The organism is Rhodococcus sp. P4_E4 (assembly GCF_056401575.1).
In genome coordinates, this window is the sequence record NZ_JBFUJB010000001.1 from 108,204 (window position 1) to 129,821 (window position 21,618).

Genomic DNA, 21,618 nt, shown 5'->3' on the forward strand with positions numbered 1-21,618 from the left:
TTCTCGCGAAGTACCAGGAGCACTGATGAAGGTGACTGCGCCTTTCGCCGAACCTCTCGACATGGGCAGCGTCCGCCTCCGGAACCGGTTCGTGTCCGCCCCGATGGAACGCAACTACTGCGAAGTCGACGGCACCATGACGGACGAGTACATCGCGTACCTCGCCCGCCGCGCCGAAGGTGGTGCTGCACTGATCTTCACCGAAGCGAGCTACGTGCGTGCCGACGGCAAGGGACGCATCCGGCAGATGGGCGTCGACGTCGACGAACGGATTTTCGGCATCAAGAAGATGGCCGACGCGATCCACGCTCACGGCGCCCTCGTCGGAGTCGAACTCAACCACGGTGGACGTACGGCGCAAGGTTCTGTCAGCGGGTTTGTTCCCGTTGCCCCGACACCGATTCCGTGTTTGGTTGTCGGCGGCGAAATGCCAGAACAACTCGACGGCGACGACATCGAGCACATCATCGAATGCTTCGGTGAGGCTGCCGCACGGTGCCAGCAGGCCGGCGTCGACGTCATCTCCCTGCACGGTGGCCACGGGTACTTGATCCACCAGTTCCTCTCCCCTGCTTACAATCACCGCGACGACGAATGGGCCGACCCCACCTTGTTCGTCAACAAGGTCATCGCCTCCGTCCACGAGCATGCTCCGGGAATCACTCTGGGACTTCGATTCTCAGCCTTCGAAGGCATTGACGGCGGACTCGACGCCGAGACGACCCGCGTGCGCATCGACGACATCGATACCGACCGACTCGATTTCCTCGACGTCTCGGCCGGCAACTACGAAGCGGGACAGTGGATCATCCAGCCCGGTGAATGGTCCCGTGGACTCCTCGCGCCGTACTCCGAGCAGTACCAGCGCGACTTCGACATCCCGGTTGGTGTGGCCGGACGCATCACGTCGCCGGAGATCGCCGCGCAGATCATCGAATCCGGGCAGGCGAACTTCGTCAGCATGGCCCGTACGTTGCACGCCGATCCGGACTTCCCGAATCGCGCTGTCGACGGTGGCCGGTACCGCCCGTGCATCGCCTGCAACTACTGCATCGACAGCCTGGCTGCCGGTCCCATTCCCTGCTCCGTCAACCCGTGGGTCGGACGTGAACTGGATCAGCCTACAAAGCCGGCTGATGCCACCGTGCGGGTCGCCGTCATCGGTGCCGGTCCGTCCGGAATGGCCACTGCCCGCGACCTGGCACTTGCCGGTCACCGCGTCGACCTGTACGACGAACGCCCCAGTCTCGGTGGCGACTTCGCTCTGGCATCGAAGCTGCACGAATATCCCGAATACGGGCGGATCGTGGACTGGTACCTCGCGGAACTGGCCGAACTCGGGGTGCAGTGCCACACTTCGACCAGAGCTGACGCAGCATTGCTCGCAAACAGTGACTTCGACGCGATCGTCCTTGCTGCCGGTGGGCACGGTCCCGTGACTGACCTCCCCGGAGCAGCAACCCGTACCGTCCGTGATGTCCGCGAGTTCCTCGCCTCCGGAGATCCGGCCCCCGAGGCAATCACCATTTTCGGCGCCGACCGCGAGGCTGCCGCTGTTGCCGACGATCTGCTCCAGAAGGGCACCCAGGTCGTCATGATCGGGCCGCAGGAAACCATCGCGCACGACGTCGGCCGACGCGGCAAGATCGTACTGCTGCCGCGCCTGGCCTCAAGTGAGAACCTCACGACCTACCTGAGCTCGATCGTCACCAAAGTCGACGCCGATCGGGTCACGATCTCGACAGGCGATGTACTGAGCGAAGTCGACGCCCCCGGCGAGCTGCTGATCTCACAGGGCGTCGAGCCGCGCTCGGAGCTTTTGACCGAACTACGTTCACTGGCACCACGACTCGGGGTCCATGCCGTCGGCGACGCGAGCGGTGACGGCGGATCCATCCATGCCGCACTCGTGACCGCAGCCGACGTTGCCGTCGCCATCACCGCCGCCGCTGCGGCCCGTCAGGAGGTTCACGCATGAGCGCACACACAGCCGCACCGGTGGCAACTGCGTTGCCACCCATCGGACTCGGAACCTGGCCACTGGTCGGTGCCGACGCCACGAAGTCGGTACTCTCCGGAATCGAGGCCGGGAACCGCCTCATCGACACCGCCGCGATCTACGGCAACGAGGACGCCGTCGGCGTAGCGTTGGCGGAGTCTGCTCTGCCGCGAGAAGAACTGTTTGTCACCACCAAACTTCGTGGAAACGACCAGGTTTCCGGTGACATCCGCGGAGCGCTCGAGCAGAGCCTGGAACGACTGGGACTGGATCAACTCGATCTGTTCCTGATCCACTGGCCGCTCCCGCGAATCGATCGTTACGTTGCGTCGTTCGAGGCGATGCTGGCCTGCCGCGACGCCGGACTGGTTCGGTACGTGGGTGTGTCGAACTTCCTGGAGCACCACCTGCGCCGCGTCGTCGCCGAAACCGGCGAGGCACCGGCAGTCAACCAGATTCAGATGGACCCGTCGCTCGCGCGAATTCCGGTGCGCCGCGCCAACGACGAACTCGGAATCTTCACGCAGTCGTGGAGCCCGCTCGGCCGCGGCGATGTGCTCGACAACGCCGTGGTCGGGGAGATCGCCGGCCGAATCGGTTGCACCCCAGCTCAAGTGGTCCTCGCTTGGCACGTCGCGCAGGGTGTGGTTCCGGTCGCGCGATCAGCGAACCCGACGCGTCAGGCCGAGAACCTGGCAGCACTCGACGTGACCCTCTCCGGCGAAGACATCGAAGTACTGAACAGTCTCGACCGCGGCGAGTCTGCGGCGCGGGACGTCGAAGCAGAGGAACATTTCTGATGACGTTGAAAGTCGGAATCGTCGGCTGCGGCAAGATCGCCGGCAACCATGCCCGAGCCCTACAACAAGTCCCCGGCGTCGAGGTGATCGGCTGCTGCGATCCCGATCTCGGACGCGCCCAGGAGTTCGCGGCAGCGCACGGCATTCCCGCAGCCGTGAGTTCAGTGGAGCAACTTCTTGCCCTCGGACTCGACGCCTGCACCGTCTGCACGCCACACCCGGTACATGAAGAGGTAGTCGTGGCCGCTGCCGAAGCGGGTGTACATGTGTTGTGCGAGAAGCCCATCGCGGTCGATGTTGCTGCCGCCGACCGCATGATCGAGGCCGCCGACCGCGCCGGTATCACCTTCGGCGTCCTCTTCCAACGTCGCTTCTGGCCGGCCGCGCGTCGGATCCGGGACGCCATCGACGACGGCCGGATCGGACTGCCCACGCTCGGCGAGGCGTCGGTGATCCTGCACCGTCCGTCGAGTTACTACTCGGCCGACGCGTGGCGCGGACGCTGGGACACCGACGGCGGTGGCGTGCTCATGACGCAGGCGGTGCACCAGATCGACATGCTGGCCTGGTTCATGGGCGAGGCCGTCTCGGTCAGCGGCTTCATCCGCACCCACACCCACGGTGAGCACATCGAGACCGAGGACAGTGCGTCAGCTGTAATTTCCTTTGCTTCGGGCGGCACCGCCACCGTCACCGCGACTACCGGTGCCAATCACAATCTGGGCAACCGCGTGACAGTGATCGGGCGCACCGGCGCCATCGCCAGCGTCCTCGAATTTCCTGAAGGGCACGAGGGTGTCAACGAAATCTGGACCGTGCCCGGTGAAGTGGAGTTCCAGTCGCCGTACTCTGCCGACATCGACGCCAATCTCGATGTGGGAGCGGTTAATGCAGCACTGACCGACTTCCACACCCTGCAGGTTCAGGACTTCGCCGACGCGGTCCTGACCGGGCGCGAACCCGCCGTCACCGGCCGGGACGCCCGCGCATCACTTGCCATCATCGCCGCAATCTACGAATCGTCACGAACCGGGAAGGTTGTCGATCTGACATCGACACCGACCCTCGCAACAACTGCCAAGGAGCAGAAATGAGTAGCAGTACCCCCCTCACCTACGACGTAGTTGTCGTGGGCTCCGGCGCAGGCGGGCTTTCCACAGCAATTGCCGCAGCACATGGCGGCGCGTCGGTACTCGTTGTCGAGAAGGCCGACACCTGCGGCGGCGCAACGGCCTGGTCGGGCGGGTGGATGTGGACCCCGCGCAACATGTTTGCCATCGCCGACGGGGTTGTGGAGGATCGTTCGGCGCCACGGACATATCTGGAGAACCGACTCGGCGACAACTTCGACGCTGCCAAGGTGGATGCACTCCTCGACGGCGCACCGGAGATGGTCGAGTTCTTCGAACGCAAGACTGCACTGAAGTTCGTTCCCGGAGCCAAGATCGCCGACATACACGGCGACACACCGGGAGCCGGCACGGGTCATCGTTCCGTCGGACCGAAACCGGTGAGCTTGCGAAAGCTCGGACCCGACGTCGCGGCGCTGCTCCGTCGACAGTTGTACGAGACGTCATTCCTCGGAATGGGCATCATGGCCGGCCCCGACCTGCAGGCATTCCTGCACTCGACTCGATCGCCGAAAGCATTTGTGCACTGTGGCGTTCGCGTGACAAAGCACATGTTCGATCTCGCCACCAAGCGTCGTGGCCAGCAACTCGTCAACGGCACTGCGCTTGTCGGCATGATGCTTCGCTCAGCGCTCGATCTCGGCGTCGAGATTCGGGTGAAAACGTCGGCAACATCGCTGCAGACTGACGATGACGGTCGCGTTGTCGGTGTCCGCCTCGAAGGTCCGGATGGTGCGTACTCGGTAACTGCCACGCGCGGCGTCGTACTGGCCACCGGCGGCTTCGCCCAGGACATCGACCGCCGACGTGAACTGTTCCCCCGTACCCCCACCGGAAACGAGCACTGGTCACTCACTCCGAAGACAACCACCGGCGACGGCATCACCCTCGGCGAATCCGTGGGTGGTCGCCTCGACCGCACTCTTGCCTCCCCCGTCGCGTACTGCCCCGTCTCCATCGTTCGTTACCGCAACGGCAAGGAAGGTGTGTTCCCGCACATCCTCGACCGCGGAAAGCCCGGTGTCATCGGAGTTCTCGCGAACGGCAAGCGTTTTGTCAACGAAGCACTCGGCTACCACGACTACACCCTCGCGATGGTCGAGCAGGTTCCCGAGAGCGAAGAAGTGTGCTCGTGGTTGATTGCCGACCAGCAGTATGTGCGCTACCTCCCGCTGGGCATGGCCAAGCCCCTGCCGATCCCGATCCAGCCGTACCTGCGCTCGGGATACCTGACACGGGGTCGCACTGTTCGCGAACTGGCGGAGAAGATCAGCGTTGATCCGACGCAGTTGGAAAAGACAATCGAGGCATTCAATGTCGGGGCCGTGGCCGGTGAAGACCCCGAGTTCGGTCGCGGTACAACGCCGTTCAACCGGGGATCCGGCGATACCGCCAACCCCTGGCCGAACCCGTCGCTCGCGCCCTTACAGAAGGGTCCGTACTACGCGGTGAAGGTGGTGCCGGGCAGTTTCGGTACCTTCGCCGGGCTTGTCACCGACTCGTCGTCGCATGTGCTCGACGACAACGACCGCCCCATCGAGGGATTGCTCGCCGTCGGCGTCGATCAGGCCAGCGTGATGGGCGGGCACTACCCGTCCGGCGGCATCAACCTCGGCCCGGCTATGACGTTCGGTTATCTGGCAGGTCGGGAACTGGCCGGAGCCAAGACAGTTGGAGCACACGCATGACACTCTCACTCGGGCTGGCAGCCCTCACGGTGCTCGATACCGCACCGATGCAGCACGTCGACTTGGCCGAAAAGCACGGCTTCGACACCATCGGTATCCGTCTGATGCCCGCGGCACCGGGCACTACGGCGTACCCCCTGCACGAGGACAAGCAGGGGTTGAACGAATTGGTGCGTCGACTAGGCGATTCACCCGTTGAGGTATTCGACCTCGAAATCATCCGCCTTGCAGCCGACTTCGACCCCGCCGACTATGTTCCGCTTCTCGAAGCGGGTGCACAGCTCGGAGCCAAAGCCGTTCTGGTGGGCGGCGACGATCGCGACCGCGCTCGGCTCACTGACTCCTATGCCCGCCTCGCTGAACTGTGCGCGAACTACGGCATCGTCGCCTCGCTCGAATTCATGCCGTGGACTGCGGTGCCCGATGCGCGTGCGGCCATCGAGATCGTCTCGGCGGCAGACGGTCCGGCTCGTAGTGTCCTCGTCGACGCACTCCACACCGACCGCTCGGCGACCACACTGGAGGATCTTGCGTCCATCCCGCGCGCGTGGCTTCACTACGCCCAGATGTGCGACGGTTCGACCCCCGCTCCTACGGATGACGCAGAACTGATCCGTCACGCCCGCGAAGAGCGTCTGGTGCCCGGCACCGGCGGCATCGCCCTGACCGACATCTGGTCGACCCTGCCTTCCGGACTGCCGGTCAGCATCGAATTGCCCAACGAGCCGCTGCGTCAGGCCGTCGGCACGGACGCCTGGCTGAAGCGCCTGGTCGAGGCCACGCGAGCAGTGTTGGCCTAGCGGCCCTGTGCGCCTTTTTGGTAGTTGGCGCTACCAGAAAGGCGCACGGGGGCGTCAGCCCCTCCGAGCCGCAACGGCCTGCGCCAGACGGTCCAACTGCGCTGCCGTTGTGGACCAGTCGATGCATGCGTCGGTGATGGACTGACCGTAGGTGAGTTCGTCCGCCTTGCCCAAGGTCAGGTCCTGACGACCGGCCTCGATGAAGCTCTCCAACATGACACCCGCGATTCCCTGCTCACCGGCGGCGAGACGAGCTGCGATGTCGTCGAGGACGATGACCTGACGCTCGTGATCCTTGCTGCTGTTGCCGTGGCTCGCGTCGATGACCACGCGCTCGGGCAGGTTCGACTTACGCAGGCGGGCAAGGGTATCCGCGACCGTCTCGGCGTCGTAGTTCGGTCCGTCGCTGCCACCGCGCAGGATGACGTGGCAGTCGGGGTTACCAGCCGTACGGATCAAGGCAGCCTGACCGTCGAGGTCGGTTCCGGGGAACACGTGGCTCGCTGCCGCAGCGCGGGTACCGTCGACGGCTACCTGCACGTCACCTTCGGTGGAGTTCTTGATACCGACCGGCATGGACAGTGCACTGCACAGCTGACGGTGAACCTGGCTCGCAGCGGTCCGAGCGCCGATCGCGCCGTAGCTGACCAGGTCCGCGATGTACTGCGGCATGATCGGGTCGAGGAATTCACAGCCGACGGGCAGACCGAGGCTCGACACGTCGAGCAGCAACTTGCGGCCGATACCAAGACCGGTGTTCACGTCGTAGGTGCCGTCGAGGTGGGGATCGTTGAGCAGGCCCTTCCAACCCAGCGTGGTGCGCGGCTTTTCGAAGTAGACCCGCATGACGATGTGCAGGTCGTCCCGCAGTTCTTCGGCCTTGGCAGCCAACCGGCGGGCGTAGTCCATCGCAGCTTCCGGATCGTGTACCGAGCACGGTCCGACAACAACGATCAAACGGTCGTCGTCACCGTTGAGGATGTTGATCGTGTCGGCACGGCCGGTCCGCACGGTTGCGGCCGCGACCTCGTCCGGAGCGTGCTGAGCACGAACAGTCGCCGGTGACACGAGCGGACTGATACTCACAGTGCGCTGATCGTCGAGGCTGTCCGAAGCTGCGGTGGTGTCGATGGTGACAGTCATGGGGTTTTCGGTTTCCTGTTCTCAGGCCGACCCCAGAGATGAAGAGAAACTCCAGCGAGCCGGTCTGTAGTCCGGCTCTTGGGTGGAGGTTGTCAGCGCGTGGTTACGCCGGCAGGCCCACCCGGGGCCGGCCTGCTAAACCAGAAATAGACGCGCTGCATGACGGCCACGATACCTCGAGTTCGGATCAGATGGGCGCGCCCCTCCACAACAAGCCGAATCCGAGGGGCGAGTCCCGTGGCACGAGTCCGTGAAGAATGGCCAAATCCGCTGAGCGGTTGGCGCTTTCGAGTAAGGCTCCGGCTGCGAAGTTCGAATACGTTGGTTAGGCACCTGCCAATGCCCGGAACATCAGATGGAGCTGCGCCTTCTCATGCCTGTGATCGAATCGACCAAAACCTTCCACCCGACGGTGTCCCCTTCTGCGACCGAAACCCCCTTGCAGTCGACAAAAGATGTGGACGACGAATTCACCCGTCTGATCGATTCCTTGACACGACGCGGGTTCCTGACCGGTGCGGCGGCGCTCGGTGCACTGGGCGCACTGTCTGCATGTTCGAGCGAATCCAGCGGCACCGAAGCCTCGGACGAGTGGGTCGACATCGTCGTCGCAGACCAGACCTACCGTCTCCCGCGGGACCCCAAGCGTGTCGTGGTGCTCGAAGCCCGAGGCGCCCTCGATTTTGCACTACTGGCCGAGTACCCGATCGTCGCGACCAATTGGGATCCGAAGTCTCAGCTCATGCAACAGGTACCCGCCGGCGCAGCTCGCCTCGGTGGGACGAACAACGAACCGAATGCCGAATCGATACTGAGCTACGACCCCGATCTGTTGGTTGTCGGGAAAGGCTGGTGGGATTACTACCAGGACAGGGGCCTGCTCGGCACTGACATCGCCCCGGTGCTCGTCGTTGACGAGGGCACGACGGGCTCGTCCTGGAAACAGGCCATGACCGCGCAGCTCACGGCGCTCGATCGCCGCGAAGTCGCCGAACGCGTCATCGCCCGATACAACGGAGAACTTGCTCAAGCGCGGGCCAAGATCGGTGGTCTCCTCGAAGGCAAGTCGATTGCGATCGCCGGTGCAGACAGCGGTCAGATCTGGCTGCAGAACAACACGTTCGCCGTGTCGGTTGCACAGGACCTCGGCCTGAACGTCTTGACTGACGCCGCCCATGCCGCACCCGATCGGAAGGATTCGACTTTCTACAGCCTCGAGGAGCTCGCGATCTTCGACCAGGCCGACTTCGTACTGCTACAGAACCCCGACGCCGTCGAAGCCGAGTCGCCCACGTGGAGACGAGTCCGCGCTGTCCAGGACGGACATGTCGGACAACTGCGATACGACCTCAACAACGGCCTCGCGCTGACTGCGATGGCCCTGGCCGCTGATATCGCCGAACAGGTACAGGTCATGCGCTGACATCCGTGCGGGCATTGGATCGGTACTGGAGTGRCCCCACCACACCWGGTGGGGTCACTCACGCCTCCAAGCGGAATTCGCCTCGCACCTGGCGTACACCGTTGATCTGCACTTCGACGGCATGGTCGCCGGCGTAGTACTTCCGGGTACTGATCGGTTTGAAGGAATGCCTCTTCGCGATGCGGGCCGGCACCCCAGGCTCGAGCGTTCGTGTTGTCAGTTTGAAGACCTTCGGCGTCGTGGTCCCGTTGGCCTTCACGTGGTGGACGATGTAATCGATCACGACGGTGACGGACTCGCTGCCGTTGTTCGTGACAGCGAAGTCGAAGGTGAGTTCTCCACCCGCATCGACTATTTCGCGGTCGATGACGAACCCTTCGACCACGACGTCGGTGGGCGGCGAGAACCCCAGAAGAGACAGAGCATCTGGGTCGCCGGCCTTGATCAACGTCCGCAATGCATGTTTGACGATTTTCAGTGTGTTGGAATCCGGTGTCTGTAACCAACGCTTCGCAGTCGACACGGCGAGCGCTGCGTCAGCACGACTGAGATCGTTGAGATGGTTTGCGACCGAACGTCGTACGTATTCCGAATCATCCTGATACAGCTCGTCGAGAATGGCGATTGTCGACTCGGGACACGCCGTCAATTCTTTCACTCGTCTTCCCCAGGGCAAACGAGTACGAGTGCCTTCGGTCGCCAAGCGCCGGACGTGTTCGTCTTCATGGCCGGTCCAGGTGAGTGCGATCGCCAGCGAACGGTCAAGGTTCGTTTCGAGAAATGTGCGAATTGCGAATTCGGCCGTCAGACGCGACGTCAGCTCGGCAAGGAGAGCCATTCCCTCGTCGAAGTCCGACTCGGAGCCACTTCGTGTCGCCGTGACGGCGACGGCTTCGGTCACCGGCCAGATCATCCAACCAGTGAAGGTCTCCCCTGAAAGCGCACGGCGGATGATCTCGGCGAAGGCCGGAAGATCCTGAGGCAGTTCGGCAGTCATCGCGTCCCGCACGACGCGGGTACGTTCGCCGAGACTCATACCGTCGAATTCGGATGTACTACCCCGAACGAGGGCGAGGCGTGTCTGACCGGAGGCTCGCTCGAGGCAGCCTGCCAGATCGGCGACGACGGATTTCCCGAGCAGTTCGTCAGCGGTGGGCATCAGGGGCACACCGTGAGAGCGGAAATCCGATCACCGTCGAGAGAAAAATGGTGATGCAACCGGACGGGGCTTCCGGGAAAATCACCCTCGACCTTCACCGACACGACAACGGCCGAGCCTGGGGTGTTGACCGACTCGATCTTCTGGGTGAAGGTGAACGCCGTCGACACGGCGGACTTCCACGCCACGATTTCTTCGATCCCGACATACGTCCGGCCGTCGTCACGCACCACCGCGTCTTCGGTGAACACGTCACGGACGTCTCCGCCGTCGAAATATGCGCGCGCTGCGCCTGGCACCTTCGCTGAGTCGATCATTCGCGAAGAGTACTGCTGGGGTCCGACAGGTTCGGCGAACTCACTGCGCGAGCGGACGCCGCCAACTGAATCTCCATCAACAGCCTCGTCGAGGGCTCGGACAGGTCGGTATCTGTTATCTCCTCGACCCTTTTGATCCGATACCTGAGTGTGTTCGGGTGAATGCGAAGCTGCTCGGACGCGCGTCGGACATCGCCCGAATGCGCGAGGTAAACGGACACGCTTTCACGCATGTTCGACCCGTTACGCCTGTCGTAGACGTCGAGCGCGTCGATTCTCGGATCGTGCAGTTGCTCGTCGGCCGCAATCGCGTCCATGATTTCGCCCAGCAGCACCGGAGTGCGCGAGTCCGCGAGGGTGGTCACACGAACATCCCCCGACGTTCCGTCCAAGACCCGATCCACTTCGGCGCGAGCCCTGGCCACCTCCGCAAGCGTCGAAACCGGCGACGAGACTGCGGCCCGTAAACCCGAGGGCGACACCTTGTCCAAACGCGCGACAACTTCACGGGTCCACGAGTCTGTGGATTTCACGGATTGGGTTCGCGGAAACAGCACATAGATCCGGGCGCCGAATGCACTCACCAGCGATTCACGGTGAAAGGCACTGGCGTGCAGGCGCAACGACGACACGAGCTCACCCGAAGCCGACAACACGCTGCTCCCGACACTCGCCACGCCGATCACCATCGCGGGTCCGGACATCGGGATGGACAACGAGGCCGCCAGAGAAGGAACATCGACGCCGCCGCCGAGAACCCCGAGCAAGCGCTGAACCTGTATCGCCTCGTTACTCGGCGCGTCTCGGATGCGCGAAATCAGCCGAGCTGCAATGGCCGCGGCACCGCGGAGCACTCTGTCGACATCGCCGGCGATGGGAAGCGGGCCTTCCTGAACCCAGATCGTGCCGAGCAGATCAGAACTGAAACCGCTCTCCCCCTTGACGTTCTCGGAAATTCTGCGAATGGGAACCACCAACCGTCGCCTGATCGCGAGGTCTTCGTGCGCGGGCACCTCGACCACGTCGTCACTTCGCCGCAAGCTTTCGAAGACGCCCCACTCCTGCAGCTTCCGGAGGTATTCCCGAGGTCCTTCACGGCCGAGGATCGACTGCCGGCGGAGCTCGTCCGCAGCATCTCCTGATGCCGAATAAGCCATCACGTGGGAACGCTCGTCCTCGATGCTGACCATCCCCCGGGTGAGTGACGCGACGTTCTGCGCCAGCTCGAACAAGTCTGTGTCACTGCCGAATACAACGTCCTCCGAATCCTGACGAGATACCGAATGATCGAGCACGCCCCGGATCGTGGTGAACAATCGATCCCAACGAGCGTCCGGATGGACTGCCATCAAGGCGATCCCGGCGCGCTGTGCCGCCGCGCGCACCGACGTGTCCGAGGCCTCCTTCGACATGACGGCCCGAGGCGCTGATCCCTTCTGATCGACGCGGTTCAGCCAGGCTGCCAATTCGGCTGCGCCGATACCGACAGCGAGCCAGAGTTCAGAGGATTCGACGTCCGCGGTTCCGGGGCGTGTGAGGTCCCCGACCTCCGCGAACACCACGGAGTCGACGAAGACGTCATCACCTGACGGCGCGAAGACGAGCTCGACAAAGGCTCCGCCCAGCGCCCGAAGGACCGCGTCGAGCCTGACCTCACGGATAGCCACGTACCACCCACTTTCCGGACCGTTCCAACGCCTCAATTTCGAGAATAGTGCATTTTCCTGCGGAAACGGTTCATCCGATCGAACAAACAGCGTCCGAGAAGTTTGGCCGATCAGCGGATTACTCGCCGACTCCTTTCGGCTTGACTGATGACGACACGACAACTGCCCCACCCATCAGTCTGCCGAAGGATCGTCATGGACGCCGTCACCAATGTCCCCCACCCCTCCAACGAGCCGGTCAACAATTACGGGCCGGGAAGCCCGGAACGATCACGCCTACGCACCAAACTGACCGAACTGGCCGAGGCACCCACCGACATCCGACAGGTCATCGGGGGCGTCCACCGAACTGCGGAGGGCAAGCGGGAGAACGTAGTTCAACCACACCGTCACAGCTCGGTCATCGGATCGTTTGCGGGCGCAACGCACTCGGATGTTCGTGATGCCATCGACGCCGCTACACTCGCCGCCCCGGCCTGGCGCGACCTCTCGTTCGACGATCGAGCTGCGGTCTTCCTCCGCGCCGCCGATCTACTCTCCGGCCCGTGGCGCGAAACCATCGCCGCCGCAACAATGCTCGGTCAGTCGAAGACCGCATATCAGGCCGAGATCGATGCCCCGTGCGAACTGATCGATTTCTGGCGTTTCAACGTCGCGTTCGCTCGTCAGATACTCGCCGACCAACCCGTTTCCGCTCCGGGAGTGTGGAATCGCGTCGAATATCGACCACTCGAAGGTTTTGTCTACGCGATCACTCCCTTCAATTTCACCGCCATCGCCGGAAATCTCCCTACCGCACCGGCCCTGATGGGCAACACCGTGATCTGGAAGCCGTCACCGACGCAGGCCGTCGCGGCATACCTCACGATGCAACTACTCGAAGCCGCCGGCCTCCCGCCCGGGGTGATCAATCTTGTTCTCGGCGACGGACCCACGGTGTCCGAAGTCGCGCTGGCCGACCCCCGCCTGGCGGGCATCCACTTCACCGGATCGACCGCAACGTTCCAGCGTTTGTGGCGTGAGGTCGGAGCCAACATCTCGAACTACCGGACGTATCCGCGTCTCGTCGGCGAAACCGGCGGCAAAGATTTTGTACTCGCACACAGTTCAGCAGACCCCGACGTACTCACGACGGCATTGATCCGCGGGGCCTTCGACTATCAGGGACAGAAATGCTCGGCCGCGTCACGGGCATTCGTCCCGAAATCGGTGTGGGCCAAGATGGGCGACACGTTCATCGACACAGTGTCGTCACTGAAGTACGGCGACGTCACGGACCTGACGAACTTCGGCGGCGCCGTCATCGACCAGCGTTCCTTCGACCGCAACGCCGCCGCGATCGTCCGAGCCAAGTCGACCGGCAGCCTCACCATCGCAGCAGGCGGCGACTACGACGACCGCGAAGGATTCTTCATCTCGCCGACGGTCCTGCTCGGTGACGACCCCAGTGACGAGGCCTTCAGCACCGAGTACTTCGGCCCCATACTCTCCCTGCACGTCTACGACGACTCCGCACCGAATGCCTACGCCGACATCCTCGCTCGTATCGACAGCGGATCCGCGTACGCCCTGACCGGTGCCGTGATCGCCACCGACCGTGCGGCCGTCGATCAAGCTCACCACGGTCTGCGGTTCGCCGCCGGAAACTTCTACGTCAACGACAAGCCGACGGGCGCGGTAGTCGGACAACAGCCCTTCGGCGGCGCTCGAGCTTCCGGTACCAACGACAAGGCCGGTTCACCGCAGAACCTGCTCCGTTGGGCGTCGACACGCACCGTCAAGGAAACCTTCGTTCCTCCCACCGATCATCGCTACCCCCACCAGGACGTCGATCCAGCCGAGAGCGAGAACCGTTGATGAGTGCCGTCTCGCTGAGCAACCCGCTGCGCCCGGTACTCCTCGCGGCGGCACGCTCGTCGCGGCTGGAGAAGACAGTCTCCGGGATGACCGTGACCCGCAAGCTGGTAGACAGGTTTGTCGCCGGGGACGCGGAACCCGCAGCGGTCTCTGCCGTACGCGACATCCTCACCAGTGGCCGGTTCGTGACGGTCGACTACCTCGGCGAGGACACTACCGATCCAGCTCAGGCAACAGCTACCGTCGACGCCTATCTCTCCCTTCTCCGCTCGTACGCAACGCTTTCCGAAGCGGCTGGGACGCAACACACCCTCGAGGTTTCGCTCAAGCTCTCCGCGTTAGGGCAGTCACTTCCCGGTGACGGCGAGAAAATCGCCCTGGCGAACGCTCACCGAATCGTCACAGCGGCAGACGAAGTGGGCGCGTGGGTCACCGTCGATGCGGAGGATCACACCACCACCGACTCGACACTGTCCATCGTCGAAGAGTTGCGCCGCGACTTCCCGACGCTCGGCACGGTCCTGCAGGCGTATCTGCACCGCACCGAGGCCGACTGCCGGCACTTCTCCGGATCAGGTTCACGAATTCGGCTGTGCAAGGGTGCATACAAGGAACCGGCCGACGTTGCGTTCCAAAAGCCCGGCGAAGTCGACGCGTCGTACCTGCGTTGCCTGAAGGTCTTGATGGAAGGTGACGGGTACCCGATGGTCGCCTCCCACGATCCCACCATGATCGACGCCGCCCTCGAACTCGCCACATTGACCGAACGGACAGCCGAGGATTTCGAGTTTCAGATGCTCTACGGCATCCGCGACGGCGAACAACGCAGATTGGTAGCCGCAGGCAATCACCTGCGGGTCTACGTTCCTTACGGCAGCCAGTGGTACGGCTACTTCATGCGGCGCCTGGCGGAACGGCCGGCCAACCTCATGTTCTTCATGCGCTCACTCGCCTCCAACAACTAGGTGCTGGAAACCGGTGGCAGCGGTGGCAACTCGAGGTTCTCACGGAAGGTACCCCCGACGTAATCTGTTCCCACGATTCTGCGCTTGCGTAGTTCCGGCAGCAGTCCGTTCGTGACGAAATCGCGTGTACGCGGATCGGCAAGGTCACCGAGCGTGATGACGTCGAGTACGCCCGCGTCGTATCGTTCCTCGATCGCGTCCACGAGCTGTTCCGGGGTGCCCGCCGCTGCCCAGTGGCCGGTGTCCTTGGACGCGATGATCAACTCACGCAGAGTCTTTCCTTGTGATGCGAGCTTGCCGAAGATCTCGACCCGGCCCCGTCGTCGATTCACCGACGACGGGTCCGGCAACAACGACTCCGGGATCGGCCGATCCAGCGGCAATTCCGAGAAATCCACGTCACCGCCGAACATGTCGGCAAGCCTGGTGCGTCCGGCGTCGAAGTCCGTCGATTCCTCGGCTTCTCTGACCAATCGTTCGACTTCGGCTTCGGTAGCGCCGTACGTTGCGTGGAACGAGCTGAAAATCAGTGGCAGTTCGTCCCCACGCCCCAACTCTGCCGCCCTGGCGCGGATCGTCTTCGTGTAGGTGACCGCGTCCTCGAAGGTTGCGAGAGAAGTGAATACGACCTCCGCGAAGCGAGCACCCAGTTCGATACCTCCGGCAGATTGGCCTGCCTGGAATTGGACCGGACGACGCTGCGGCAGGGAGGGGATGTTCAGCGGCCCCTGCACGGTGAAGTACTTGCCTCGATGCTCGATGGGGACCACCCTCGACGGATCGAGTACCGCTGAGCCCTCTCCCCGGGTCAGGGCGCCGGGCTTCCAGCTGTCGAAGAGCGCGTTGACCACCTCGAGCGATTCGGCCGCTCGGGCGTACCGCTCCTCCGGACTCGGCAGGTCCAGGTCGCTGTAGTTCTCTTCTCCGAGTGAGGAAGTGACGACATTCCATGCGGCTCGACCATTGCTGACGTGGTCCAGGGTGCCGAACAACCGCGCCAGGTTGAAAGGGTGATGAAATGTGGTCGTGACGGTGGCGATCAGCCCCACATGGGTGGTGACCGCACTCAGCGCGGCAAGGAAGATCAACGGCTCCTGCGCACCGATCGCGCCCTGCGCGCCGAAACTCAACAGGTCGGCGGCAAACAGTCCGTCGATCTTGTTCGCCTCGGCCGTCTTTGCGACGTCGATCGCGGACGCGACCGTCGACGTCGTCGGATCGATCGCGGCGTCGTAGATACTCACCGCCCCGCTGACACCGGTCACCGTCTTGAGTGGACGCCTACGATCGGCCACCGACCATCCTCCTGGCTTCGCGAAATCTGTTCCGAACTCACAACGCTAGACCGATCCTGGCTCCCGACAAGGTATTCACTCAGCCTGGTTCTATCCCTCCGAACGCCGCTTGGTCACGCCCCGGATTTACGGGCACGATAGGCGGCGACGTGCGCCCTGTTCCCACAGTTTCCGGTGTCGCAGTATCGCTTCGAACGATTGCGCGACAAATCCACGAAGACCGCCTCGCAGTCCGGGGCCTCGCACCATCGCAACCTCGAGAATTCGTCGGTTCGGATCAGATCGAGCACACCCATCGCCGCTTCTGCGGCCATCCGGTCCACCAGTGGCGAATCGTCAGCGGTGACGTGCAGATGCCAGCCGAGGTCGTCGTGCCTGGTGAGCCGCGGCCTCGCGCCCGATTCGAGTAGCAGTGCGTTCACCACCTCGACGGCGTCGTCCACTCCCGCGGCTTCCCAGAACTTGCGCAGTCGTGGACGCAGCGCACGAACCGCCGTCAATTCCTCCCGCGTGCCGTCCCGCCTGCCGGTCCAATGATCCGCGTCGAGAAACCGTGTCAGCTCCTCTTGATCCGGAAGCAGTTCAGCCCCGCCGCGGGCCGTGTTGACCAACGACGCGGCGAAGACGAGCGCCGATTCCGTGTCACCAGCAAAATGCACTTTGACTCCTGAGCTCTATCAACCTAATGTCAGCATCGTAATCGCTTTTACTCCTGACGGGTGACGACGTGAACTCTCGCAACGGCTTGATCTTCGCTCTGCTGTCCGCGGCAACGTTCGGCGTCTCGGGCCCGTTCGCGAAGTCTCTCATCGAATCGGGGTGGTCCCCCGGCGGCGCAGTGTTCGCGCGCGTTGCCGGCGGCGCACTGGTGATGATGGTGATCGCCGTAGCCACCCAATGGCCTCGCCTACGACAGGTGAGCGCCCACACGCGAACGGTACTGCTGTACGGGGTGTTCGCGATCTCGGGCGTTCAACTGTGCTTCTTCAATGCCGTGCAACATCTTTCGGTCGGCGTCGCATTGCTTCTCGAGTACCTTGCACCGATCATCGTCATCGGATGGGTGTGGATAACCAAGGGCGCGCGTCCGAGCGTGCAGACGCTTCTCGGTGCGGCGGTTGCCATGATCGGCGCCGCCGTGGTGATCGACGTCTTCGGATCGGCAGAGATCAGTGCCGTCGGAGTCGCCTGGGGACTGGCCGCCGCGGCATGCCTTGCAGTCTATTTCGTCATTTCCGAACGTGCGGACGGTGATCTCCATCCTGTTGTGCTCGCGGCATCGGGGCTCACGGTCAGTGCAATGGTCATCGGCGCGCTCGGACTCGTCGGCGTCCTCCCACTCCAGTTCTCGGCCTCGAACGCCGTCGTGGCAGACCATTCGGTGAACGTATGGCTGCCGGTGGTGGTCCTGGTCCTGGTCAGCACTGTCATTGCCTATCTCACCGGCATCGCCGCAATCACGCTGCTGGGGCCGACAATCGGATCTCTCGTAGCGCTGACCGAAGTGCTGTGCGCGGTCCTCGCCGCGTGGATCCTGGTCGGGGAATCCGTCACTGCACTCCAAGCTGTGGGTGGCGCAGCAATCATCGCGGGGTTGGTCCTCGCGCGCCTCGGCCAGGTTGCACCGAAACAGATACCGGCCGACCCGATGACAAATGTCATGGCAGAAGAATGACGGACGGACGAGGGATCACGACCTCGAAGCGAGCAGATTCTATGTATGACCTCAGCACAGGCACGGCATTCACCACAGGCACTGCACACACTCAGTGAAGGATCGGCACACGACGCCGTCCGGTTGACCGGACTTCGCAAGAGTTTCGGAACCGTCGACGCCGTCAAGGGTATCGACCTGAGCATCCGCCCCGGCGAGATCGTCGCGTTCCTCGGCCCGAACGGCGCAGGCAAGACGACAACCATCGACATGATCCTCGGCCTGTCCCGGCCGACGTCGGGCGACGTGAGCGTCTTCGGAATGTCACCCCGATCGGCGATCGCCCGCGGACTCGTTTCCGCAGTCATGCAGACCGGCGGACTACTGAAAGAGCTGACGGTTGCCGAGACGGTGCAGCTGACCGCCAGCCTGTACGCCCAATCCCGTCCGGTCGACGAAGTGCTGGGGAGAGCCGGAATCCTCGACATCTCCGATCGCCTGGTCAGCAAATGCTCAGGCGGACAACAACAGCGGTTGCGATTTGCGATGGCGTTGCTGTCGAACCCGCAATTGCTCATTCTCGACGAGCCCACCACCGGCATGGACGTCGAAGGGCGTCGGGACTTTTGGTCCGCCATCCGCGCCGACGCAGATCACGGTCGCACTGTGCTTTTTGCGACGCACTACCTCGAAGAGGCCGATGTCTACGCCGACCGCATCATCCTGGTCAGGCAAGGCACCGTGGTCGCAGACGGGACCACCGCCGAGGTCAAGGCGATGGCGTCCGGGCGCACCCTGCGCGCGACTGTTCCAGGCATCACCGACGAACTCCTGCGAGCTATACCGAACTCCGACGCCGTCGAGGTGCGCGGTGAGTCACTGCTCGTGCACTCGGGTGACACCGATGCCGTTGCACGGTTCCTGTTGACCAATACCCAGGCTCGCGATCTCGAAATCGTCTCGCGTGGCCTCGAAGACGCATTCATCGCACTCACGTCGAACAACTCCGAAGGACAGAAGTGATGACCACTGCAACCGAAGCGAACACCTACGGAGCCGAGCGAACCGTCGTACCTCTCGGCGGATTCAACACGACGCTACTGCGACTGGAATTTCGTCGCCTGACCCGCAATCGGCGCACGATGATCTTCACGCTCGTCATGCCGGTTGTCTTCTTCCTCGTCTTCGGTCTCGGTCAAGGCGACGACGATCACGGGATCGGGCACGGCAATGTCGCCGCGTACATCATGATCAGCATGGCTCTCTACGGCGCGATGCTGGCCACCACCAGCGGCGGAGCGATGGTCTCGATCGAACGAGCGTCCGGATGGAGCCGACAACTTCGGCTGACTCCCCTGACCCCGGTCGCCTACATCGCCGTCAAACTGATCATGGCGATGCTGCTCGGTCTCGTCTCGATCCTTGTCGTCTACGTCGTCGGCGCGTTCACCTCGGCGCAGATGGACGGATCACTCTGGTTCACAACGGCATTGATCGCCTGGTTGGGATCGTCGATCTTCGCGGCCTTCGGCCTGTTCATGGGGTATCTACTCCCCAGTGAGAACGTCATGCAGTTGCTCGGACCGGGACTGGCTCTGCTCGCCTTCGGCGGCGGACTCTTCGTGCCGCTCACCGACGGTTCCGTATGGGCGACCATCGCACAGTTCACCCCGATGTTCGGCATCAACGCCCTCGCCCACGCACCGTTGACGGGCAATAGCATTCACTGGACCTGGATCGTCAATATCCTGGTGTGGTTCGCCATCTTCGCCGGCGGAGCGATCTGGCGGTTCCAACGAGATACGGAGCGTGTGTAGTTGTCGCAAACGACTGACCGAGAAGATTCCGTCGCGCTCCCGCGGCGGAATCGTTTCGGCGTTCTCTTCGCGGCGGTCTGGATGGTATTTCTCGGCGGGCCGCTGATCGAGGGATGGAATCTGCGCGACGAACTGCGCGGCTGGACAGGGATTCTCGCGACGGTCGCCTTCGGTGCGCTCTATCTCTACACGTTCGCCACAACGCAGCAGCGGCGTCGAATGACAATGACTCGGCCGACGATTCGCGAAGCTGCACTGGCTTTGGCCGCCTTGACCGCGTTGGCCGCCGTGATGATCGTCAGCGTCGGGCCGACTGGTTTGGCAGCCGCACCGTATCTCGCGGTGACAGCGGTGACGCTGCTGCCGACCGTCGCGGGCGGCATTCTCGCCTTGGTGTTCGCGGCCTCCGTGGAGATAGTCAGCCTCTCGTCCGGGTGGGGGAACTACTCCGGACTCTCGCTCGGAGTCTGCGCGGCCGCATTCGCGACCTGGGGCATCATGTCCCTGATCAGCCGCAACTTCGCCATGCTCCATGAACGCGAAGAGCAGGAGCAGCGGGCAATCATGGAGGAGCGAACGAGGATGGCGCGCGATCTGCACGACATCCTCGGACACTCGCTGACCGTCATCACGATCAAAGCCGAACTGGCCAATCGCCTACTCGATGTCGATATCGAACGTGCGCGCAACGAACTCGACGACCTCGAAAGACTTTCGCGTGACGCGTTGGCAGACGTGCGCTCGGCCGTCGAAGGATTTCGTGGGATTTCTCTTCCCGTCGAAATAGCCCGAGCACGAGAGGCATTGCGTGCGGCTGGTATCGAGGACGAGGTGCCGAGCAGTACCGACATGGTTCCCACGCGTCTTCGCGAACTCTTTGCATGGACGATCCGTGAGGGCGTCACCAACGTCGTTCGACACAGCGGTGCGACCCACTGCCGGATCACGGTCGACGAAAAAAGTGCGTCGGTCGTCGACGACGGGCAAGGGGCCGGGTCGACGTCTTCCGGCAACGGTCTGATCGGATTACGCGAGCGCGCCGGAGCGTCGGGCGCACGAGTGATCATCACTCATCCCCAGCCGCAGGGGTTTGCACTTCAGGTAGTCGAACAGGAGACAGAGTGAACAGCCAGGGCGATCGAGCAACCATACGGCTGCTCTTGGCGGACGACCAGGCGCTCGTGCGAGGAGCGTTGGCCGCACTACTCGATCTGGAATCCGACCTCTCCGTGGTGGCCGAGGTCGGTCGCGGCGACGAGGTTGTGGCCGCTGTTCTCGAACACCGCCCGGATGTCGCGCTTCTGGACGTCGAGATGCCCGGCATGGACGGAATCGCCGCGACGGCGGCCCTTCGCGAGGCAGCACCCGACACCCGAGTCCTGATCGTCACCACGTTCGGACGTCCCGGATTTCTTCGCAAAGCCCTGCACGCCGGGGCCGGCGGGTTCGTCGTCAAGGACACACCCGCCAGGCAGTTGGCCGACGCAGTCAGGCGTGTCCACGCCGGACTGCGCGTCGTCGATCCCACCCTTGCGGCCGACAGCCTCGTCAGCGGCGAGTCGCCTCTGACGGAGCGTGAGACCCAAGTACTGCGCGCCGCTCACGACGGCGCACCCGTGGCAGCCATCGCAGGGGCGCTCTTCTTGTCCGCAGGGACGGTTCGAAATCATCTGTCATCCGCAATGGGTAAGACGGGTGCGTCGACGCGCGCGGAAGCCGTCAGAATCGCCGAGTCGAACGGCTGGCTCTGATCCGCGTGGCCGGAATCCACTTCCCCGGCAAATAGTTCGCGGTTCGATTCTTGACGGCGATTTGTCCAGATCACTCAAAGTAGGGACCTTCTACCCTAGGGATTTTCCCTGCAAACGACCCCCTTCGCGAGAATCCAAAACAGCTAATCGTTC

The 21,618-nt window shown here is 63.2% G+C and carries 19 protein-coding genes; 13 read left to right on the plus strand and 6 right to left on the minus strand.

All coding sequences use genetic code 11. The features are described from left to right. The first annotated feature begins 25 nt into the window (after positions 1-25). From AC1DVN_RS00545 to AC1DVN_RS00565, 5 genes are read left to right on the plus strand one after another with little or no spacing between them, the layout of a single operon-like run. Positions 26-1,978, plus strand: a complete 1,953-nt coding sequence (locus AC1DVN_RS00545) for an oxidoreductase (protein ID WP_477993379.1) — start codon at positions 26-28, stop codon at positions 1,976-1,978. Beyond that, positions 1,975-2,799: an aldo/keto reductase gene (locus tag AC1DVN_RS00550; RefSeq protein WP_477993112.1), complete on the plus strand. Its 825-nt coding sequence runs from the start codon at positions 1,975-1,977 to the stop codon at positions 2,797-2,799. Before AC1DVN_RS00545 ends, AC1DVN_RS00550 begins: the two co-directional genes overlap by 4 nt. Next, positions 2,799-3,893: a Gfo/Idh/MocA family protein gene (locus AC1DVN_RS00555; RefSeq protein ID WP_029256059.1), complete on the plus strand. Its 1,095-nt coding sequence runs from the start codon at positions 2,799-2,801 to the stop codon at positions 3,891-3,893. The genes AC1DVN_RS00550 and AC1DVN_RS00555 overlap by 1 nt, the downstream gene beginning before the upstream one ends. Then, complete coding sequence (locus AC1DVN_RS00560) at positions 3,890-5,617, plus strand: FAD-dependent oxidoreductase (RefSeq protein WP_317830562.1); 1,728 nt, start codon at positions 3,890-3,892, stop codon at positions 5,615-5,617. The genes AC1DVN_RS00555 and AC1DVN_RS00560 overlap by 4 nt, the downstream gene beginning before the upstream one ends. Beyond that, positions 5,614-6,417 carry a sugar phosphate isomerase/epimerase family protein gene (locus AC1DVN_RS00565; protein ID WP_477993115.1) on the plus strand — a complete coding sequence of 268 codons (804 nt, stop codon included), beginning with the start codon at positions 5,614-5,616 and terminating at the stop codon, positions 6,415-6,417. The genes AC1DVN_RS00560 and AC1DVN_RS00565 overlap by 4 nt, the downstream gene beginning before the upstream one ends. A 54-nt stretch (positions 6,418-6,471) precedes the next feature. On the opposite strand, the gene AC1DVN_RS00570 is transcribed toward AC1DVN_RS00565, so the two are convergent. Further along, entirely contained in the window at positions 6,472-7,560 is a 1,089-nt protein-coding gene (locus AC1DVN_RS00570; protein WP_400819215.1) for a 3-deoxy-7-phosphoheptulonate synthase, read from the minus strand. Between the two features lie 373 nt (positions 7,561-7,933). On the opposite strand from AC1DVN_RS00570, the gene AC1DVN_RS00575 reads away from it, so the two are divergent. Further along, on the plus strand, positions 7,934-8,983 hold the full coding sequence (locus AC1DVN_RS00575; protein ID WP_060938271.1) for an ABC transporter substrate-binding protein: 1,050 nt from the start codon (positions 7,934-7,936) through the stop codon (positions 8,981-8,983). Between the two features lie 58 nt (positions 8,984-9,041). Here the strand turns inward: AC1DVN_RS00575 and AC1DVN_RS00580 are convergent, their stop codons facing one another. Genes AC1DVN_RS00580 through AC1DVN_RS00590 form a run of 3 tightly spaced genes read right to left on the minus strand, consistent with a single transcriptional unit; the run spans position 9,042 to position 12,126 of the window. Beyond that, the gene (locus AC1DVN_RS00580; RefSeq protein ID WP_477993117.1) at positions 9,042-10,142 is read right to left on the minus strand and encodes a DNA alkylation repair protein; all 1,101 of its coding nucleotides are present in this window, start codon (positions 10,140-10,142) and stop codon (positions 9,042-9,044) included. Continuing rightward, complete coding sequence (locus AC1DVN_RS00585) at positions 10,142-10,459, minus strand: nuclear transport factor 2 family protein (RefSeq protein ID WP_317830558.1); 318 nt, start codon at positions 10,457-10,459, stop codon at positions 10,142-10,144. The genes AC1DVN_RS00580 and AC1DVN_RS00585 overlap by 1 nt, the downstream gene beginning before the upstream one ends. Beyond that, a complete protein-coding gene (locus AC1DVN_RS00590; protein ID WP_477993119.1) occupies positions 10,456-12,126 on the minus strand; it encodes a PucR family transcriptional regulator in 1,671 nt (556 codons plus the stop codon). Before AC1DVN_RS00590 ends, AC1DVN_RS00585 begins: the two co-directional genes overlap by 4 nt. Before the next feature lie 195 nt (positions 12,127-12,321). Here AC1DVN_RS00590 and pruA point away from each other — a divergent pair, with 195 nt between their 5' ends. Further along, positions 12,322-13,983: an L-glutamate gamma-semialdehyde dehydrogenase gene (pruA, locus tag AC1DVN_RS00595; RefSeq protein ID WP_060938131.1), complete on the plus strand. Its 1,662-nt coding sequence runs from the start codon at positions 12,322-12,324 to the stop codon at positions 13,981-13,983. Then, complete coding sequence (locus AC1DVN_RS00600; protein WP_477846822.1) at positions 13,983-14,948, plus strand: proline dehydrogenase family protein; 966 nt, start codon at positions 13,983-13,985, stop codon at positions 14,946-14,948. The genes pruA and AC1DVN_RS00600 overlap by 1 nt, the downstream gene beginning before the upstream one ends. On the opposite strand, the gene AC1DVN_RS00605 is transcribed toward AC1DVN_RS00600, so the two are convergent. Continuing rightward, positions 14,945-16,243: an NtaA/DmoA family FMN-dependent monooxygenase gene (locus tag AC1DVN_RS00605; RefSeq protein WP_477993121.1), complete on the minus strand. Its 1,299-nt coding sequence runs from the start codon at positions 16,241-16,243 to the stop codon at positions 14,945-14,947. The genes AC1DVN_RS00600 and AC1DVN_RS00605 overlap by 4 nt on opposite strands. A 113-nt stretch (positions 16,244-16,356) precedes the next feature. Next, positions 16,357-16,902 (minus strand): CGNR zinc finger domain-containing protein, encoded by a 546-nt coding sequence (locus tag AC1DVN_RS00610; RefSeq protein WP_080909074.1) that lies wholly within the window; start codon positions 16,900-16,902, stop codon positions 16,357-16,359. Positions 16,903-16,970: 68 nt separating this feature from the next. Between AC1DVN_RS00610 and AC1DVN_RS00615 the strand changes: the two genes are divergently transcribed. Genes AC1DVN_RS00615 through AC1DVN_RS00635 form a run of 5 tightly spaced genes read left to right on the plus strand, consistent with a single transcriptional unit; the run spans position 16,971 to position 21,465 of the window. Continuing rightward, on the plus strand, positions 16,971-17,918 hold the full coding sequence (locus AC1DVN_RS00615) for an EamA family transporter (RefSeq protein WP_019745003.1): 948 nt from the start codon (positions 16,971-16,973) through the stop codon (positions 17,916-17,918). A 45-nt stretch (positions 17,919-17,963) separates the two neighbouring features. Beyond that, entirely contained in the window at positions 17,964-18,920 is a 957-nt protein-coding gene (locus tag AC1DVN_RS00620; protein WP_069145719.1) for an ABC transporter ATP-binding protein, read from the plus strand. Beyond that, positions 18,920-19,714 carry an ABC transporter permease gene (locus tag AC1DVN_RS00625; protein WP_019745005.1) on the plus strand — a complete coding sequence of 265 codons (795 nt, stop codon included), beginning with the start codon at positions 18,920-18,922 and terminating at the stop codon, positions 19,712-19,714. The genes AC1DVN_RS00620 and AC1DVN_RS00625 overlap by 1 nt, the downstream gene beginning before the upstream one ends. Further along, entirely contained in the window at positions 19,715-20,839 is a 1,125-nt protein-coding gene (locus AC1DVN_RS00630; protein ID WP_019745006.1) for a sensor histidine kinase, read from the plus strand. Then, a complete protein-coding gene (locus AC1DVN_RS00635; RefSeq protein WP_019745007.1) occupies positions 20,836-21,465 on the plus strand; it encodes a response regulator transcription factor in 630 nt (209 codons plus the stop codon). Before AC1DVN_RS00630 ends, AC1DVN_RS00635 begins: the two co-directional genes overlap by 4 nt. Positions 21,466-21,618: the final 153 nt, after the last annotated feature.

Bases quoted from the DNA above. Each gene is read 5' to 3' on its own strand.
- AC1DVN_RS00545 (WP_477993379.1), top strand. From the start codon at position 26: ATGAAGGTGACTGCGCCTTTCGCCGAACCTCTCGACATGGGCAGCGTC.
- AC1DVN_RS00550 (WP_477993112.1), top strand. From the start codon at position 1,975: ATGAGCGCACACACAGCCGCACCGGTGGCAACTGCGTTGCCACCCATC.
- AC1DVN_RS00555 (WP_029256059.1), top strand. From the start codon at position 2,799: ATGACGTTGAAAGTCGGAATCGTCGGCTGCGGCAAGATCGCCGGCAAC.
- AC1DVN_RS00560 (WP_317830562.1), top strand. From the start codon at position 3,890: ATGAGTAGCAGTACCCCCCTCACCTACGACGTAGTTGTCGTGGGCTCC.
- AC1DVN_RS00565 (WP_477993115.1), top strand. From the start codon at position 5,614: ATGACACTCTCACTCGGGCTGGCAGCCCTCACGGTGCTCGATACCGCA.
- AC1DVN_RS00570 (WP_400819215.1), bottom strand. From the start codon at position 7,560: ATGACTGTCACCATCGACACCACCGCAGCTTCGGACAGCCTCGACGAT.
- AC1DVN_RS00575 (WP_060938271.1), top strand. From the start codon at position 7,934: ATGCCTGTGATCGAATCGACCAAAACCTTCCACCCGACGGTGTCCCCT.
- AC1DVN_RS00580 (WP_477993117.1), bottom strand. From the start codon at position 10,142: ATGCCCACCGCTGACGAACTGCTCGGGAAATCCGTCGTCGCCGATCTG.
- AC1DVN_RS00585 (WP_317830558.1), bottom strand. From the start codon at position 10,459: ATGATCGACTCAGCGAAGGTGCCAGGCGCAGCGCGCGCATATTTCGAC.
- pruA (WP_060938131.1), top strand. From the start codon at position 12,322: ATGGACGCCGTCACCAATGTCCCCCACCCCTCCAACGAGCCGGTCAAC.
- AC1DVN_RS00600 (WP_477846822.1), top strand. From the start codon at position 13,983: ATGAGTGCCGTCTCGCTGAGCAACCCGCTGCGCCCGGTACTCCTCGCG.
- AC1DVN_RS00620 (WP_069145719.1), top strand. From the start codon at position 17,964: ATGACCTCAGCACAGGCACGGCATTCACCACAGGCACTGCACACACTC.
- AC1DVN_RS00625 (WP_019745005.1), top strand. From the start codon at position 18,920: ATGACCACTGCAACCGAAGCGAACACCTACGGAGCCGAGCGAACCGTC.